Below are 15,288 nucleotides of genomic sequence, written 5' to 3'. Positions count from 1 at the left end.
TCACTCCTCGTTGGTGGAGTCGAGCTTGGCCTTGACTGCCTCGGCAGTCTCGCCGCCCTCGGCCTCGAGCTTCTCGATGTACGCGACGATGTCGCCGACGGTGCGCAGGCCGGCCAGGTCCTCGTCCGGAACCTTGACGCCGTACTTGTCCTCGGTCTGGACAGCGATCTCGACCATGGACAGCGAGTCGATGTCCAGGTCGTCGACGAAGGACTTCTCGATGGTCACCTCGGACGGCTCAATGCCGGTGACCTCCTCGATGATCTCGGCGAGGCCGGCGATGATTTCTGCCTGGGTGAGTGCCACTTGGGTGGCTCCCTTCTTGGTTGGTGAATCGTGGGTCCAACTTTCGGACGGTGCGGACACCGGCCGAAATGTTTCGGTCCGTCACCGCGAAGCGGCGACGCAGGATACTAACCGGCGGAGGTGAGCGCGGTGAGACCGTCGAGGTCTGCCGGCGTCTTCAGCGCCAGGGTCGGGGTGCCGCGCATCTCGCGCTTGGCAATGCCGACCAGGGTTCCGGCCGGCGGAAGTTCCGCGATGGCGGACACCGCGGCGGTACGGAGGTAGTCGGTGCACAGGTCCCAGCGCACGGGCCTGGTCACCTGTGCGGCCAGCTTGGTCAGTGCGTCGGCGCCGGAGGCGACCGGCTGACCGTCGGAATTGGAGAGCAGGATGCGGGTGGGTTCGGCGGGGGTGATCTGGGACGCGGCCTTGCTCACCGCGTCCTGTGCCGGCGCCATGAACGCGGTGTGGAACGCGCCTGCCACGGGCAGTGCCCGGACCCGAGCCTTCTCCGGAGGCGTCGCCGCCAGTTCCTCCAACGCGCTGAGGAGGCCCGCTGCCACGATCTGACCTGCGGCGTTGCGGTTGGCGGCCTCGAGTCCCAGCTCGGCGAGCCGGGCGAGGACGACCTCCTCGTCGCCGCCGAGCACGGCCGACATTCCGGTGGGTTCGAGCGCGCAGGCCTTGGCCATCTCCGAACCGCGGATCGCGGCCAGGGTGACCGCGTCGTCCGCGGAGATGACGCCGGCGATGGCCGCGGCGGCCAGTTCGCCGACCGAATGCCCGGCGGCCACGACGTCGGCGGGCACCAGGCCCCGGCGTTCCATCTCCTCGAAGGCGAGCAGCGCGGAGGCCACCACGAGGGGCTGGGTGACCGCCGTGTCGGTGATCTCCTCCGCGGTCGCGGTGGTGCCGAGGCGCTCGAGATCGAGGCCGGAGGCCTTCGACCAGATGGCCAGGCGGTCGGCGGTGCCGGGCAGCTCCAGCCAGGTGCTGAGCATGCCGGGGGTCTGGGAGCCCTGTCCGGGGGCAAGCAACGCAATCACAAGCTAAGAGAACACCGTTCAGGCCAACCTGCGAGGTGTTGTTGACACTGAACCTTGGACAAGTGTTTTGTAGGGTTCCCACAAACGGCCACGTCGGCATTTCCCATCGGAAGTGGCCCGGTCTTCGTTACACCCGTCTGCCGGGAAAAGTTGCGGCTGTTGTTGAAGTGGCAGAATTCATCGTTCTGTTACCTGTTGGGGCCAGTCGGCCCACGGTTGCCGCCACTCTGAGCACGTAGGCGTCGCGGGGGTTGGTCGGATCCCGGCGCGTGATCTCGGCGATCTTCTTGAGCCGGTAGCGGACCGTATTTGGATGGACGAACAGTTGTCGAGCGCACGTCTCGACGGCCGCCCCGCAGTCCAGGTAGGCGTCGAGGGTGTCGGAGAGGGACGAACCAGCGGCGGCCAGGGGCTGTACCAGCAGATCGTTGAGTAGGTCCAACGCCGCGTGATCGCCGATCAGCGCGCGCTCGGGCAGCAGTTCCGCCGCGTGCACGGGCCGCGGCGCTCCGCGCCAGCCGGCAACCGCCTCCATTCCCGCCAACGCCTCCACGGCACTGAAGTGGGCGGCGCCGAGGGTGGGGGTGGACGGGCCGATCACCACCGGGCCGCTGGAGAAGCTGGTCAACAGGTCGGCCATGAACTGCCGGCTCTCGGGTGAAGGTTGCATCTCACCGCTGACCACGGCGACCAGCCGCGAGCCCTGCACCACCGCGAGCGCGGCCCTGCCGTGCTTGTGGGCGATGGTGTGGATCGTGCTCACCACGGACACGCCCTGGTCGGGCGGCGGAGTGCCCACCAGGACCGTCGCCGGGGAGTTCGCATCCCAGTTCAGCGTCGCCGCGCGCGAGAGCATGTCGGGGCCGCTGTCCCCGCGGACCACCGCGTCGACCACAAGCGCCTCGAGCCGGGTGTCCCAGGCGCCGCGGGACTCGGCGGCGCTGGCGTAGACCGACGCGGCGGCGAACCCGAGTTCGCGCCCGTACCGCAGCACCGCCTCGGTGAGCGCCACGAGTTGCCGCTCGTTGCGGGCCAGCGCGGGCAGCCACTGCTCGAAGAACTCCATGGCCACCCGGACCATGTCGACGGTCTGCCGCAGGGTGAGCCGTCGGGCGAGGTCGTGCGGGATCACCTGGAAGGCGTCGAGGCTGAAGCGGATGTCGCTCTGCGGGTTCTGCAGCCACTCGAGGAAGTTGACCACCGACGTCTGCACCAGCATCTGCACGCTGGCGCGCTGGTCGGCGTCGAGGTCGGCGAAGAACGGCAGTTGCACCTGCATGGTGCTGACGGCCTCGGTGGACAGCCGCCCGGAGAACTGCTTGACCCGGCGCAGCAGCGCGTCCGGCAGCGGCTCGCGGGGCTGACGGTTGCGGGAGAATACCGCCGCCGCGGCCACCGTCACCGTCTCCTCGCCGTCGCCCGGCGTCGCCCCGGGTCGGGGCTGCTGCTCACCCATAACTCCGCAACCTACGCCCCGGCGCCGACGACGGACGCCCCGGACACCGGCAAAACGGTGTCCGGGGCGTCCGGTGGGTGCGATTTGTCGCGGCGGTTACGCGCTCCCGGGGTCCTTCAGCGACGTCGGCGCGGCCAGCACGTCGTCGATCCGGTACCGCTGCGCGGCGGTGACCGCGGTCAGCCGGTCGATCCGGCCCTCCTTTGCGAGGGCGACCAGGACGGCCACCGCGATGGACTCGGCGTCGACGTTGAAGTACCGGCGGGCGGCGGTCCGGGTGTCGGAGAAGCCGAAGCCGTCCGTGCCCAGGGTGGTGTAGTCGCTCGGCACCCACTGCCGGATCTGGTCGGCCACCGAACGCATCCAGTCCGACGCGGCGACGACCGGGCCCTCGGCCGCGGACAGGGCGGTGGTCACGTAGGGGACCGGGGCCTCCTCGCCGGGGTGGCGCAGCGCCTCACGCTCGCACAGCACGCCGTCGCGGCGCAGCTCGCCCCACGAGGTCACCGACCACACGTCCGCCGAGACGCCCCACTCGTCGGCCAGCAGCTGCTGCGCGCGCAGGCCCTCTGGCATGGCGACACCGGAGACCAGGATCTGCGCCTTCGGGCCGTCCTCGTCGGACTTGCGGAACAGGTAGATGCCCTTGAGCAGGCCCTCGACGTCGAGGTCCGCCGGCTCGGCGGGCTGCACGTAGGGCTCGTTGTAGAGGGTGATGTAGTAGAAGATGTTCTCCCCGCCGAAGCCCTCGACGCCCTCGGTGCCGCCGTACATCCGGCGCAGACCGTCCTTGACGATGTGCGCGATCTCGTAGGAGAACGCCGGGTCGTAGGTGACCGCGGCCGGGTTGGTCGACGCCAGCAGCAGCGAGTGCCCGTCGGCGTGCTGCAGGCCCTCGCCGGTCAGCGTGGTGCGGCCGGCGGTGGCGCCGAGCACGAACCCCCGCGCCATCTGGTCGGCCGCCGCCCACAGGCCGTCGCCGGTCCGCTGGAAGCCGAACATCGAGTAGAAGATGTACAGCGGGATCATCGGCTCGCCGTGGGTGGCGTAAGAGGTGCCGACCGCGGTGAACGACGCCGTCGAGCCGGCCTCGTTGATGCCCTCGTGCAGGATCTGGCCGATCGGGCTCTCCTTGTACGCCAGCATCAGCTCGGCGTCGACGGAGGTGTACAGCTGGCCGTTGCGGTTGTAGATCTTCAGCGACGGGAACCACGAGTCCATGCCGAAGGTGCGGGCCTCGTCCGGGATGATCGGCACGATCCGCTTGCCGATCACCGGGTCGCGCAGCAGTTCCTTGAGGGTCCGGACCAGGGCCATGGTGGTGGCCACTTCCTGCTTGCCGGAGCCCTTGCGGACCGGGTCGTAGGTCGAGTCCGGCGGCAGCTGCAGCGGTGCGGCGTCGGTGTTGCGCGAGGGCAGGAACCCGCCCAGGGCCTTGCGCCGGTCGAGCATGTACCGGATCTCGGGGGCGTCCGGGCCCGGGTGGTAGTAGGGGGGAAGGTACGGGTCCTTCTCCAGCTCGGCGTCCGAGATCGGGATGTGCTGAAGGTCGCGGAACGCCTTGAGGTCGTCGAGCGTCAGCTTCTTCATCTGGTGGGTCGCGTTGCGGCCCTCGAAGTGCTTGCCCAGGGTGTAGCCCTTGATCGTGTGCGCCAGGATCACCGTCGGCTGGCCCTTGTGCGCCATCGCCGCGGCGTACGCCGCGTGGATCTTGCGGTAGTCGTGGCCGCCGCGTTTGAGGTTCCAGATCTCCTGGTCGCTGAGGTCCTTGACCAGCTCCTTGGTGCGCGGGTCGCGGCCGAAGAAGTGGTCGCGGACGAAGGCGCCGTCGTTGGCCTTGTAGGTCTGGTAGTCGCCGTCCGGGGTGATGTTCATCAGGTTCACCAGCGCGCCGTCGCGGTCCGCGTGCAGCAGCGCGTCCCACTCGCGGCCCCACACCACCTTGATGACGTTCCAGCCGGCGCCGCGGAAGAACGACTCCAGCTCCTGGATGATCTTGCCGTTGCCGCGCACCGGTCCGTCGAGGCGCTGCAGGTTGCAGTTGACCACGAAGGTCAGGTTGTCGAGGCCCTCGGTGGCCGCGACGTGTGCCAGGCCGCGCGACTCGGGCTCGTCCATCTCGCCGTCGCCGAGGAACGCCCACACGTGCTGGTCGGAGGTGTCCTTGATGCCGCGGTCGTGCAGGTAGTGGTTGAAACGCGCCTGGTAGATGGCGTTCATCGGGCCCAGGCCCATCGACACCGTGGGGAACTCCCAGAAGTCGGGCAGCAGCCGCGGGTGCGGGTACGACGGCAGTCCGCCGCCCTTGTCGGCGTGGCTGTGCTCCTGCCGGAAGCCGTCCATCTGCTCGGCCGGGATCCGGCCCTCGAGGAAGGCGCGGGCGTAGATGCCGGGGGAGGCGTGGCCCTGGATGAAGACGTGGTCGCCGCCGCCGGGGTGGTCCTTGCCGCGGAAGAAGTGGTTGAAGCCGACCTCGTAGAGCGCGGCGGAAGACGCGTAGGTGGAGATGTGCCCGCCGACGCCGACGCCGGGTCGCTGCGCGCGGTGCACCATGATCGCGGCGTTCCAGCGGATCCAGGCGCGGTAGCGGCGCTCCACCTCCTCGTCGCCGGGGAACCAGGGCTCGTTCTCGGTGGGGATGGTGTTGACGTAGTCCGTCGAGGTGAGGGCGGGGATCGAGACCCGGTTCTCGCCGGCGCGCTCGAGCAGTCGCAGCATGAGGTACCGGGCGCGGGAGGGGCCGGACCGCTGCAGCAGGTCGTCGAAGCTCTCGATCCATTCGCCGGTCTCGTCCGGATCGATGTCGGGGAGGTAGGACGCCACGCCCTCGCGAATGACTCGAACCCGGCCGTCGGCACTGGGAACGGGACGCTGCGATGGCGGTGTTACGGGGTCCTGGGTGTGGTCGGACAACTGTGCTCCTCATCCGCGATGGACGCTCGGGTGCGGCATCCAATCCTGGTGGTCCACCCGTGTGACGGCGGACCACGTCTGACGTTGATGGTGATCTCCCTCAATCTTGCCGCATGCCCCCGCATACGTGGCATCCGAGGCTCCATCCGGGGGGTTCGGAAAACATTTGTGGAAGTTTTCGGCGCGGTCCGCTTGCGCGAGACGCGTTTACCCTGTTCGCTTTCACTACTGATCCACACGGAACGGGTGCTGGAGGTTGCAGCCCTGTCAACAAAAGGAGGACACCACCGTGGTCGCCGCGGCGGACGCCCAGAACTACGCCCAGAAGCTCGGCATTACCAACGACATGGTTGTCCAGGAACTGGGATGGGACGAGGACACCGACGATGACCTGCGGTCATCGGTGGAAGACATCATCGGTGGAGAGCTCGTTGACGAGGATTCGGACGAGGTGATCGACGTAGTCCTGCTGTGGTGGCGGGACGGCGACGGGGACCTCGTCGACGCGCTCATGGACGCGATCGCGCCCCTCTCGGACGAGGGATTCGTCTGGGTCCTGAGCCCGAAGACCGGTCAACCCGGACATGTCGAACCCAGTGAGATCGCCGAATCCGCACCCACCGCGGGCCTGACGCAGACGTCGGCTGCGAATCTCGGTGCATGGACCGGCAGTCGCCTGGTGCAGCCCAAGGCCCGACCGGCCAAGCGCTGACCCGCCGATCACGAAGGAGTCTCCATGCCTCTCGAGGTTGGTGCAGTCGCGCCGGAGTTCACGCTCAAGGACCAGAACAATCAGGAAGTCTCGCTCGCGGACTACCGCGGCAAGAAGAACGTCCTGATCGTCTTCTACCCGCTGGCCTTCACCGGCACCTGTCAGGGTGAGCTCTGCCGGGTGCGTGACGGACTGCCGAAGTTCGAGAACGACGATGCCGCCGTGCTCGCCGTCTCGGTCGGCCCGCCGCCGACGCACAAGATCTGGGCGTCCGAGCAGGGGTACACCTTCCCGTTGCTCTCGGACTTCTGGCCGCACGGTGCGGTCGCCCAGGCCTACGACGTGTTCAACGACAAGGCCGGGTTCGCGAACCGCGGGACCTTCGTCGTCGACAAGGAGGGCATCATCCGGTTCGCCGAGATGAACGGCCCCGGCGAGGCCCGTGACCAGGCGGCTTGGGAGAATGCGCTTGCCGCGCTAGATTCCTGAGTGTCATTCGGCGGGCTCCGGCCCGCCGAATTTCGGGCGTGTAGCTCAGTGGTAGAGCTCTGGTTTTACACACCAGCGGTCGGGGGTTCGAAACCCTCCGCGCCCACCGCAGCCCCGACAGTCGCGATCGTCGATCTCGCTGTCGCACAGAGGAAACCCCCTGTCTCGACGAGGCAGGGGGTTTCATTCTGTCTTGGATCGCGACGGAATTGTTCGTCAGGAACCGGTCGAGTCCACCGAGCCGACCGAACCCAGCGCCGCCGGCAGCAGGAACCAGTCGCCGCAACCGGCGGAGTCGAACCGGTCGCCGCTCTCCAGGGTGACGAAACTGAAACCGGGACCGAAGCTGGAGTTCGGCTGACCATTGCCTCCAGGGGTGACGCCGAAGTAGCAGCTCAGGCCTGTGGCGTCCGAGTTGAAGGACATGTAGGACCCCGACTCCACGTCGACGCCGGCCACGTAGGGGTGGCCGGTGGTGCCGGGAATGGCAGTGGGCAGCGCGCTGGCGAGGCCGGCGGTGCCGATGGTGAGGCCGACCGCTGCGATGGTGGCGCCGATGATTCCCGTGGTTCTGCGCACTGACGTTCTCCTCGTGGTTGTCGGGGTCAGTCAGGACACGCTATTGGCTTCGTGATGATCCGGTCATGGAATGGGCAGATCCCCTGTGCCGCGGCGTTTCCGGGAGCGGACGGCCGTCATCGGGGCTTCAGGGCACGAGGAAGATTCCGCGAGCGCTGAGGTACTCGAGTGAGTCACCCGTGGTTACCGTCGCGGTCACCACCCCTGGCCCCGTGCGGGCGACGGCCGGATGGAATGTGTCGATCGCCGAGGTGCCGGCCGCACCTGTGGAGATGTTCTTCCAGTGAACCGCGTACGCGCCGGGGACCGCGAAGGGTCGGGGTGCCGGGAAGGTCACGACGCCGTCCGTCTCGCCCACAACTGCGACCGGGTAGTCGACGCAGGCGGGCTCGCAGAGCCCGTAGATGTTGATTCCCCACACCCTCGGAATTTGGAACGGCATGGTTGTCGTCGCCGACGCCGTTGCGGTACTCATGGCGAGGGGGGCGGCCGCAAGGGCGGCGAGGGTCAGCGCTGTGGCGATCGCGGATTCGAACATGGGGTGAACCCTTCGTTCGGTGAACGACTGCTCGGCACCTACCCCCGACGTGCGGTACCGAATTCAACGGTAGCCGCCTACCGGACTGCCGTGTGCTGGCCTTGCGATCGAGTTCGACAGGACCTCACCGGGCCCCCTCCGCCTCCAGGCGATCGGCCACGCTCTGCGGCATCGCGGAGCAGCTGCCGGCGTCGTCGCCGAGCGTGTGGTCGCCGGCCGCGTCGGTGATGCCGACCGTGGCGACCACGCCTTCCCAGCCGCCCATCTCGCGGATCCGCTGGGGCACCTTGTTCCGGGCGTTGGCGACGGTGCTGGCCACCAGCCACGTCCCGTCGCTCTCGATGTCGACGCCGCCGCCGGGAGCGCGCCGGACATCCTCGCCCAGTGGCAGCAGGCCGGCCAGAGTGGCTGCGTCCCAGGGGTTTCCGTCCCACGGCGGACGGTTGAAGTAGTACCAGCTCGCGGCGCAGACGCCGTACAGGTTCGGGCCGAACTGGGCGTAGTTCAGGTACAGCTCGAGCTGCCGCTTGTCGCCCATGAGGTTGTACGGATAGGACAGGACCGATTCCGCGACCTTTCGCGCCGCCTTGACGATCTGCCACTCGCCCCGGATCAGGAACATGTTCTTCACCAGCTGCTGCGGGATCGTCGAACCGGAGGGGTCCTCCTCGCCGGACAGGAACGCCCCGACGCGTTCGTTGAACACGCCGACGTCGAACGGGCCCGTCCGGGTGCCCAGCCGGGCGTCCTCGTGGACGAGCACGGCCGCGACGTAGTGCCGGCTGATGTGGTCGAGCGACACCGCCTGGAAGACGGTGGGGCCGCCGGCCTCGTCGGTGAGCATGAACATCGTCCGCGGCGGGGTCCAGACCCGGAACACGACCGGTGTCACGACGATCCAGACCAGGGCCGCGATCGCGGCCCGTTTGCCCCAGCGGAGCCAGGTGGCCCGGCGGCCGGTGTCGGGCGGTGTGGGCGCCGGAGCGCCGGGGGGACCGGGCCACGGTCCCGGCGTCCGTCCGGGAGGTTGCACCGGCCTCGACGGCTCGAACGGTGGCGCCGGGTACGTCGGCCGAGGCGTGGGGCCGGGTGCGGCACGAGGCGTGGGGCCGGGTGCGGCGCGAGGCGTGGGTGGGACCAGACGTCGCAGCCAGGGCGGGGTGATCGTGGGCCGGGCATCGGGTGTCGGGCGGTTCGGGCGGCCGCCGAGTCGTGTGTTCAAGATGTCCTCGAGGGCGGTGTTGCAGGGCCGGAAGCCGGAACCGGCTCGTTCAGTTGAACTTTAGACGTTGTAAGAAAAGTGGAGAAACCAGGCACTTCGTGCGCGCACGAGTCGCGGAGCGGCCTACTTGTAGAAGCCGGCGCGCAGGTTGATGCCGTGCTCCACCCACACCTTCAGGGCGGCGAGCATACCGGTCCAGCCCTGGCAGTTGCCGAAGGCGTTGGTGGCGCCGTCGGGGGTCGGGAGCCAGGCGGATTCGGTGATGGTGACGAGTGTGCGGGTGCCGTCGTCCACCGGCTCGAACTCGAATGTCGTGGTGGTCCGGCCGTTTTCGCTCGCGGTGGCGGTGCCGGCCCACTCGATGACGATGCGCCGCGACGGTTGCGCCTCGATCACGGAGACGGGGAAGGCGCCGGGGAAGTCGTGGAAGTCCCACGTGACCTCGGCGCCGGCCTCGAGGCGTCCGCGGGCGCCGCCGGTGGTGAAGTACCGGGAGAGTTGCTCCGGGTCCGCGACCGCCTCGTACACCTCGGCGCAGGGGCGGGAGACGTGACCGGAGACCGTGAACGAGAGTTCGGTCAGGTTCGTCGAGTCATTCATGTTGTAATTTTACAACATGAATAGTGGTGAGGGTGAGGACGACGACCGGGTGTTCAAGGCGCTGGCGTCCGGCACTCGGCGACGGATGCTCGACGTGCTCAAGGGTGGTTCCTGTACGACGGGCGAACTCTGCGCGCACTTTCCCGAGCTCGACCGCACGACGGTGCTCCAGCACCTGCGCGTGCTCGAGCGGGCGGCGCTGGTCACCGGCCGCAAGGTCGGACGCGAGCGTCGGCTCGCTCTCGCGCCGCTGCCGATCAAACGCATCCACGACCGCTGGATCGGCGAGTACGCCCGCGCGGCCGTCGACCTGCTGCACGATCTCGGCGGTGCGTGACCCGGGGCGAACCGGTCGCCCTACCGCAGATCACCTCGGGCGGCGTGCGGGTCACCGGTGCTTCGCCGCACGCAACTTCCGCTTTCTCTTCTTGCCGGCCTTCTTCGACTTCCTCGGCCGCGTCGCCGGGTCGACGGCGAGCGTCGGAGTGGACTCGCGGAGCGACTCGGCGGCCGCCCTGCGGCGCAGGCTGTCCATCAGTTCGGGGGAGCGGAGCAGGAAGGTCGCCTCCTGCAGCGTCCTGTAACGGGCCGCGGAGATCAGGACGGCGTTGGCGTTCTTGCCGGCGATCTCGACGGCGACGGTGTCGTCGTTCACCCGCCGGACCAGGTCCTTCAAACGCTTACGTGCGGTCTTCACGGTTGTTGCCGTCACCACCACCGACACTCCATTCGCTGCCTCCCGATTCCGGGGATACTGCCACCTCGTCGGCCCGATTCGCGGTACCTGCGCCCGCGCCGGGCGCGCCCGACGGCTCACCGGACGGGTGTCGCGGCGTCCGGTTCGGGAACGGAGAGCCCGATGGGTGGCTGCGAGCCTTCCGTCAGGGTGAGCGGCCGCGGGCGATCGGGGGGCGGCCGGACGGCGATGACGGCCGCGCCGACCAGGACGACCGCGTAGGCCACGACGTAGAGGTTCACCAGCACGTCCCAGGGAATCCAGCTGGCGGGGAACAGGTACAGCCCGACGACCAACCGGTCGGGAAAGTGGTAGGCCCACGATCCGGCGACGCCGAAGAGCGCGACCAACCCCAGCCACCACCACGTGTTCGTCAGGGCGCGGTGCACCGTCCAGACGAGCAGCGGGACGAACCACACCCAGTGGTGGCTCCACGAGAACGGGGAGACCACCGCGGCGGTGAAGCCGGCGACGGTGACCGCGAGCAGGGCCTCCCCGCGGCGGTGGAGTCGGGCCACCACCCACATGCTCACGGCGACGACGGCTGCCGCGAGCAGCAACCACAGCCACGTGGGTGCGGGGTCGCCGATGATCCGGGTGAGTGCCCCGCGCAGCGACTGGTTCGCGGCGTGCGCCTCGTCGGCGATGCGGGTGGAATCGAAGAACGTCGCGGTCCAGTAGTGCTGCGAATCCTTCGGCAGCACAGCCCAGCTCACCGCGATGGTCGTGAGGATCGTGATGGTGGAGACCGCGGCGGCGCGCCACTGCCGCAGCGCGAGGTAGTAGAGGACGAAGTACGCCGGCGTCAGCTTGATGCCCGCCGCGATGCCGACGCCGACGCCCCGCAGCCGACTCGTCTCGCCCCGCGAGGTGTCCCACAACACCAGCAGCATCAGCACCAGGTTGATCTGGCCGAAGAACAGCGTGGTGCGCACCGGCTCGAGAAACACGCACGCGAGGGAGAGCAACGCCGAGACGCCGACGACCCGGCCGGTGATGCGGTAGCCGAGGATCCGCCAGCACAGCGTGACGACGGCCACGAGCACGACGAGGTTGAACCCCATCCAGATGTACTGGCCGGCCTCGTCCGGCAGCAGGTCGACCGGGACGAACATCAGCGTCGAGAACGGCGTGTACGTGTAGAGCAGGCCGTGGATCACCGGCTCGGTGTAGAGCGGCAGTCCCGCCAGGACGTGGCGGGCGCCGTTCCGGTACACGTCGAGGTCCATGCCACCCATGAACAGTCCCGTGTTGGGCAGCCACGGGTCGACGGTGGCGACCAGCAGCACCGTCGTCGCGATCGCGGCGAGGGCCATCCCGGCCAGTGCGGGCCATCGTGCGGCCAGCCGCCGATCACCTCGGGTGCCGGTGGCATCGGAGTCCGGTGCCGGCAGATCTCTGGTGCCCCCACGCATGATGAACAGTCCCTCCCCCCGGACCTCGCCTCAGCCCCTCTGCAAGACGATGCCAATCCAAAGTAACGACCAGGCCGTGTGACACGAAATCGGGCGCGGCCGGTCGGCTAGCCTGATCCGATGACATGTGCGCTGGTCACCACGTGGCGGGGCCGGGAGTTGCGGCCCTCGGGCGCGGCGGCCGCCGGGGGCTCCGCGGCGACCCGAATCCTCGACTGGCACGACCCGGTGTTCGACGCGGCGAGTTCGGCGGTCGACCTTCCCGCGGACGGGGCGAGCGTCGAATTCCTGCGGGCCGCACACCGCTTCGCGGGGCAGCGGGTGCGTGCCGTGTACGCGCTCGACGACACGCAGCCGGCGTTCGTGACCCTGACCCGGGGCCGGGGGTCGTGCAGCCAGCGGCTGGCGGTGGTCGAGGCGCTGGCCCGGCGCCGCGGAATCGCCACCAAGGTCGAGGGCCTCGTGCTGCGCGGGGAGTTCTGGTACCCGCGTTTTCGCCGGCTCCGGGCGCTGGTGCCCGACCGGGTCCTGCTGGCCTGGCCGAGCTTCGAGGTCGACGGCGAGTGGATCGACGTCTCGCAGGCCTTCCCGAACGCGACCTGCGCCGCGCCGCAGCAGTTCACCAACAGCGGGGAGGAGACGCTCTTCGACGCCGTCGCCCGCAGCCCGGTCAGCTGGAGGCCGACGAGTTCGCCCGGCTGCCTGGACCTTTCGGGGTACGTCGCCGCCACGCTCGGCGAGTTCGACTCGCGTGACGAGCTGTTCGCCCGGTACGGGCAGACCCTGAACTGGCCGGTTCGGACGGTTCTGGAACCGGTGTTCGGCCGAAGGGGCGCGGCCTGACGGGGCTATCCTCACTGCTCGTGCGGCTCATCAACATCGTCCAGTCCTGGCGCCTCGTCCCTGTGTGGCTGCGCATCGTGCTGCTGCTGATCGGGGGAGCACGGGTCTGGGGTGCGGGGATCTACGCCGGATGTCACTTCGGCGGCAAGGACATTCGGATGGGCCTGGGCACCTTCGTCAACCGGGGCGTGCTCTTCGACTGCACCGCGCCGATCACGCTGGGCCGGCAGGTCGCGGTGGGACACGGTGCCCGATTCATCACCAGCACCCACGAGGTCGGACCGCCCGACGGTCGCGGCGGCCGCGTCTACCACCTGCCGATCGTCGTCGAGGACGGCGCCTGGATCGGGGCCGGCGCGCTGGTGCTGCCCGGCGTGACTGTCGGCACCGGTTGCATCGTCGGCGCCGGCGCCGTGGTCACCAAGGACTGCGCGCCGAACGGCCTCTACGCGGGGAACCCGGCCCGGCGGGTGAAGGACCTGCCGGTCTAGACGGTCCCGCGCAGGTCGCCCCGACCGGTGTTGATACAACTAGTCCTCGTGAAGTTGAGCGGCCGTGGAACGGCGAGAGCGGCCGGAATTCTGCTCGGGTACGCGGCGGACGTGGCCTTCGCGGACCCCGTGCGCTGGCACCCGGTGGCCGGGTTCGGCAGGGCCGCGGCCTGGCTCGAGACCCGCAGCTACCGCGACCACCGGCCGGCGGGAGTCGCGCACACCGCGGTGCTGGCCGGCGCAGTGGTCGCGGCGGGGGCGGTGTCCGCGCGGGCGGCCGGTCGGCTCGGCTGGCTGGGGGAGACCGCGGTGACCGCCGCCGCCACCTGGACCGCGCTCGGCGGGACCTCGCTGACCCGGGTGGGCGCCGACATGGCGACCCGGCTCGAGGACGGCGACCTCGGCGCTGCCCGCCTGCTGGTGCCGTCGCTGTGCGGGCGCGACCCCGACTCCCTCGACGCGGCCGGGGTCACCCGGGCAACGGTCGAGTCCGTGGCGGAGAACACCTCCGACGCCACCGTCGGCCCGCTCTGGTGGGCGGCCGTCGCGGGCGTTCCCGGCGTGCTCGGGTACCGCGCCGTCAACACCCTCGACGCGATGATCGGGTACCGCTCGTCGCGCTACCTGCGGTTCGGGTGGGCCGCGGCCCGGCTCGACGACGTGGTGAACCTGCCGCCGGCCCGGGTCACCGGGGTGCTGGCGGTGCTGGCCGCACCGGTGGTCGGCGGGGCGCCGGAGGACGCGGTGCGGGCCTGGCGACGCGACGCGCGCTCACACCCGAGCCCCAACGCGGGCGTCGCGGAGGCATCGATGGCCGGGGCGCTGGGGGTGCGCCTCGGGGGGCGCACCGAGTACCCGCACGGCGTCGAGCAGCGCCCGACGCTCGGAGACGGACCGGCCCCGGCGATCGCCGACGTGCGCCGGGCCGCGCGGCTGTCCGCGGCGGTGCAGCTGGGCGCCGCCCTCGGCTCAGCGGCTCTTGCCGTAGCGGTCGGCGAGCTTCGCTTCCGTCGCGGTCAGCGTCGTCGGCTCGGCGGGCTGTGACCGGCCGAACCGTCGGCGCGGCAACACGAAGTCGTCGGGGGCCGCGGCCTCGTCGGTGACCGTCGCCGCGGGGGCGGCCGGTGCGTCGGTTGCCTCGGGAACAGTGGGAACGGCAGGAGCCTCGGCGGGCTCGCTGGTCCCGGCGGCCGACCGCGCCTTGGACCGTCGGCGTTCCTTGATCTCGGCGCGCGCGAAGTAGAGCAGGCCGAGCGGGGCCATGATGCCGAACGCCAGCCACTGCAGCCCGTAGGAGAGGTACGGCCCGGCGTCGAGCTGCGGCAGCGGGATCGGGTTCAGCGAGCCGGGCTGATCGCCGGCCAGCTGCAGGTACAGGTCCGCCGGGGCCAGGCCCAGCGTCGTACCGATCTGCGGCGCGTCGATGAAGTAGACCTGACGCAGGCCGTCCTCGACGAGCGGGTCCTTGCCGGGCACGGTGCCCTCGGACTGGCGGGTGCGGGCGGTGATGGTGACCGGTCCGGTCGGGGCGGGCTCGATCTGCGGCGCGCGGGTGCCCTCGATCGGTCGCTCGTAGCCGCGGTTGACCAGCACGACGCGGCCGTCGGTCAGCTCGAAGGCGGTGAGCACCTCGTAGGCCGGGGCCGCCTCGACCGACCGCAGCCGGATCAGCACGTCGGTGTCGGGCAGGTACCTGCCGCTGGCGGTGACCTGGCGCCACTCGTCGTCGTCGGCGAGGGGGCCGGACGTCGGCAGTATCGACTCGACGGGCACCGGGTCCGCGGACACCGACTGCTCGATCAGCTGGTTGCGGTGCTCGGTGCTGGTGTTCTTCCCCAGCTGCCACGGCGCCAGCACGGTGAAGCACATGTAGGCGAAGCCGGCGACGATCACTGCCAGTACCAACCAGCCCGGACGCAGCAGAAACTTCAACCTTTGCACGTCTCCACGGTAGCCGTTGACG

Annotated in this window: 17 protein-coding genes and 1 tRNA gene; 7 read left to right on the top strand and 11 right to left on the bottom strand. The window is 69.8% G+C overall.

Annotated elements, in window-relative coordinates; all coding sequences use genetic code 11:
- From acpM to aceE, 4 genes are all read right to left on the bottom strand, one after another.
- Window positions 1–306: a meromycolate extension acyl carrier protein AcpM gene (gene acpM, locus RT2_RS16150; RefSeq protein WP_072845817.1), complete on the bottom strand. Its 306-nt coding sequence runs from the start codon at window positions 304–306 to the stop codon at window positions 1–3.
- 107 nt (window positions 307–413) lie between these two features.
- A complete protein-coding gene (locus RT2_RS16145) occupies window positions 414–1,331 on the bottom strand; it encodes an ACP S-malonyltransferase (RefSeq protein WP_072845816.1) in 918 nt (305 codons plus the stop codon).
- Window positions 1,332–1,458: 127 nt separating this feature from the next.
- Complete coding sequence (locus tag RT2_RS16140) at window positions 1,459–2,787, bottom strand: PucR family transcriptional regulator (protein ID WP_072845815.1); 1,329 nt, start codon at window positions 2,785–2,787, stop codon at window positions 1,459–1,461.
- A 96-nt stretch (window positions 2,788–2,883) separates the two neighbouring features.
- Window positions 2,884–5,700, bottom strand: a complete 2,817-nt coding sequence (gene aceE / locus RT2_RS16135) for a pyruvate dehydrogenase (acetyl-transferring), homodimeric type (RefSeq protein WP_083577420.1) — start codon at window positions 5,698–5,700, stop codon at window positions 2,884–2,886.
- Between the two features lie 289 nt (window positions 5,701–5,989).
- Here aceE and RT2_RS16130 point away from each other — a divergent pair, with 289 nt between their 5' ends.
- The 3 genes from RT2_RS16130 (at window position 5,990) to RT2_RS16120 (ending at window position 7,007) form a co-directional block, all read left to right on the top strand.
- Window positions 5,990–6,412, top strand: a complete 423-nt coding sequence (locus RT2_RS16130) for a DUF3052 domain-containing protein (RefSeq protein ID WP_072845813.1) — start codon at window positions 5,990–5,992, stop codon at window positions 6,410–6,412.
- Between the two features lie 24 nt (window positions 6,413–6,436).
- Entirely contained in the window at window positions 6,437–6,901 is a 465-nt protein-coding gene (locus tag RT2_RS16125) for a peroxiredoxin (RefSeq protein ID WP_072845812.1), read from the top strand.
- A gap of 34 nt (window positions 6,902–6,935) precedes the next feature.
- Window positions 6,936–7,007: transfer RNA gene (locus RT2_RS16120), tRNA-Val, on the top strand.
- Window positions 7,008–7,117: 110 nt separating this feature from the next.
- On the opposite strand, the gene RT2_RS16115 is transcribed toward RT2_RS16120, so the two are convergent.
- The 4 genes from RT2_RS16115 to RT2_RS16100 all read right to left on the bottom strand — a co-directional run bounded on the left by RT2_RS16115 (window position 7,118) and on the right by RT2_RS16100 (window position 9,840).
- A complete protein-coding gene (locus RT2_RS16115; protein ID WP_072845811.1) occupies window positions 7,118–7,480 on the bottom strand; it encodes an Rv1352/Rv1906c domain-containing protein in 363 nt (120 codons plus the stop codon).
- Window positions 7,481–7,607: 127 nt separating this feature from the next.
- Entirely contained in the window at window positions 7,608–8,018 is a 411-nt protein-coding gene (locus tag RT2_RS16110) for a hypothetical protein (RefSeq protein WP_072845810.1), read from the bottom strand.
- Window positions 8,019–8,142: 124 nt separating this feature from the next.
- Window positions 8,143–9,051 (bottom strand): biosynthetic peptidoglycan transglycosylase, encoded by a 909-nt coding sequence (locus RT2_RS16105; protein ID WP_092776129.1) that lies wholly within the window; start codon window positions 9,049–9,051, stop codon window positions 8,143–8,145.
- A gap of 312 nt (window positions 9,052–9,363) precedes the next feature.
- The gene (locus RT2_RS16100; RefSeq protein WP_072845809.1) at window positions 9,364–9,840 is read right to left on the bottom strand and encodes an SRPBCC domain-containing protein; all 477 of its coding nucleotides are present in this window, start codon (window positions 9,838–9,840) and stop codon (window positions 9,364–9,366) included.
- A 16-nt stretch (window positions 9,841–9,856) separates the two neighbouring features.
- Between RT2_RS16100 and RT2_RS16095 the strand changes: the two genes are divergently transcribed.
- Entirely contained in the window at window positions 9,857–10,177 is a 321-nt protein-coding gene (locus tag RT2_RS16095) for an ArsR/SmtB family transcription factor (RefSeq protein ID WP_072845808.1), read from the top strand.
- 51 nt (window positions 10,178–10,228) lie between these two features.
- Here RT2_RS16095 and RT2_RS16090 read toward each other — a convergent pair whose 3' ends face one another.
- Both RT2_RS16090 and RT2_RS16085 read right to left on the bottom strand, forming a co-directional pair.
- Window positions 10,229–10,552 (bottom strand): type II toxin-antitoxin system Phd/YefM family antitoxin, encoded by a 324-nt coding sequence (locus RT2_RS16090; protein ID WP_072845887.1) that lies wholly within the window; start codon window positions 10,550–10,552, stop codon window positions 10,229–10,231.
- A gap of 101 nt (window positions 10,553–10,653) precedes the next feature.
- Entirely contained in the window at window positions 10,654–11,991 is a 1,338-nt protein-coding gene (locus tag RT2_RS16085; protein ID WP_245709346.1) for a glycosyltransferase 87 family protein, read from the bottom strand.
- Between the two features lie 120 nt (window positions 11,992–12,111).
- On the opposite strand from RT2_RS16085, the gene RT2_RS16080 reads away from it, so the two are divergent.
- From RT2_RS16080 to RT2_RS16070, 3 genes are read left to right on the top strand one after another with little or no spacing between them, the layout of a single operon-like run.
- Entirely contained in the window at window positions 12,112–12,834 is a 723-nt protein-coding gene (locus RT2_RS16080; protein ID WP_072845806.1) for a hypothetical protein, read from the top strand.
- A 20-nt stretch (window positions 12,835–12,854) separates the two neighbouring features.
- Entirely contained in the window at window positions 12,855–13,325 is a 471-nt protein-coding gene (locus tag RT2_RS16075) for an acyltransferase (protein ID WP_072845805.1), read from the top strand.
- Between the two features lie 48 nt (window positions 13,326–13,373).
- The gene (locus RT2_RS16070; RefSeq protein WP_092776126.1) at window positions 13,374–14,369 is read left to right on the top strand and encodes a cobalamin biosynthesis protein; all 996 of its coding nucleotides are present in this window, start codon (window positions 13,374–13,376) and stop codon (window positions 14,367–14,369) included.
- On the opposite strand, the gene RT2_RS16065 is transcribed toward RT2_RS16070, so the two are convergent.
- Window positions 14,295–15,266, bottom strand: coding sequence for an SURF1 family cytochrome oxidase biogenesis protein (locus RT2_RS16065; protein WP_072845804.1), 972 nt, complete (start codon window positions 15,264–15,266; stop codon window positions 14,295–14,297). The two genes, RT2_RS16070 and RT2_RS16065, sit on opposite strands and share 75 nt — an antisense overlap.
- Between the last annotated feature and the right edge of the window lie 22 nt (window positions 15,267–15,288).

The organism is Rhodococcus tukisamuensis NBRC 100609, from assembly GCF_001894985.1.
In the GTDB taxonomy this organism is placed as follows: Bacteria; Actinomycetota; Actinomycetes; order Mycobacteriales; family Mycobacteriaceae; genus Rhodococcus_G; species Rhodococcus_G tukisamuensis.
Note: the sequence above shows the minus strand (reverse complement) of the source record. Positions and strands in the feature narration are given on the sequence as shown.

What these genes read in the sequence shown, in the direction of transcription:
- RT2_RS16140 (WP_072845815.1), bottom strand. Translation starts at nt 2,787, where the DNA reads ATGGGTGAGCAGCAGCCCCGACCCGGGGCGACGCCGGGCGACGGCGAG.
- RT2_RS16125 (WP_072845812.1), top strand. Translation starts at nt 6,437, where the DNA reads ATGCCTCTCGAGGTTGGTGCAGTCGCGCCGGAGTTCACGCTCAAGGAC.
- RT2_RS16110 (WP_072845810.1), bottom strand. Translation starts at nt 8,018, where the DNA reads ATGTTCGAATCCGCGATCGCCACAGCGCTGACCCTCGCCGCCCTTGCG.
- RT2_RS16085 (WP_245709346.1), bottom strand. Translation starts at nt 11,991, where the DNA reads ATGCGTGGGGGCACCAGAGATCTGCCGGCACCGGACTCCGATGCCACC.
- RT2_RS16095 (WP_072845808.1), top strand. Translation starts at nt 9,857, where the DNA reads ATGAATAGTGGTGAGGGTGAGGACGACGACCGGGTGTTCAAGGCGCTG.
- RT2_RS16100 (WP_072845809.1), bottom strand. Translation starts at nt 9,840, where the DNA reads ATGAATGACTCGACGAACCTGACCGAACTCTCGTTCACGGTCTCCGGT.
- RT2_RS16080 (WP_072845806.1), top strand. Translation starts at nt 12,112, where the DNA reads ATGACATGTGCGCTGGTCACCACGTGGCGGGGCCGGGAGTTGCGGCCC.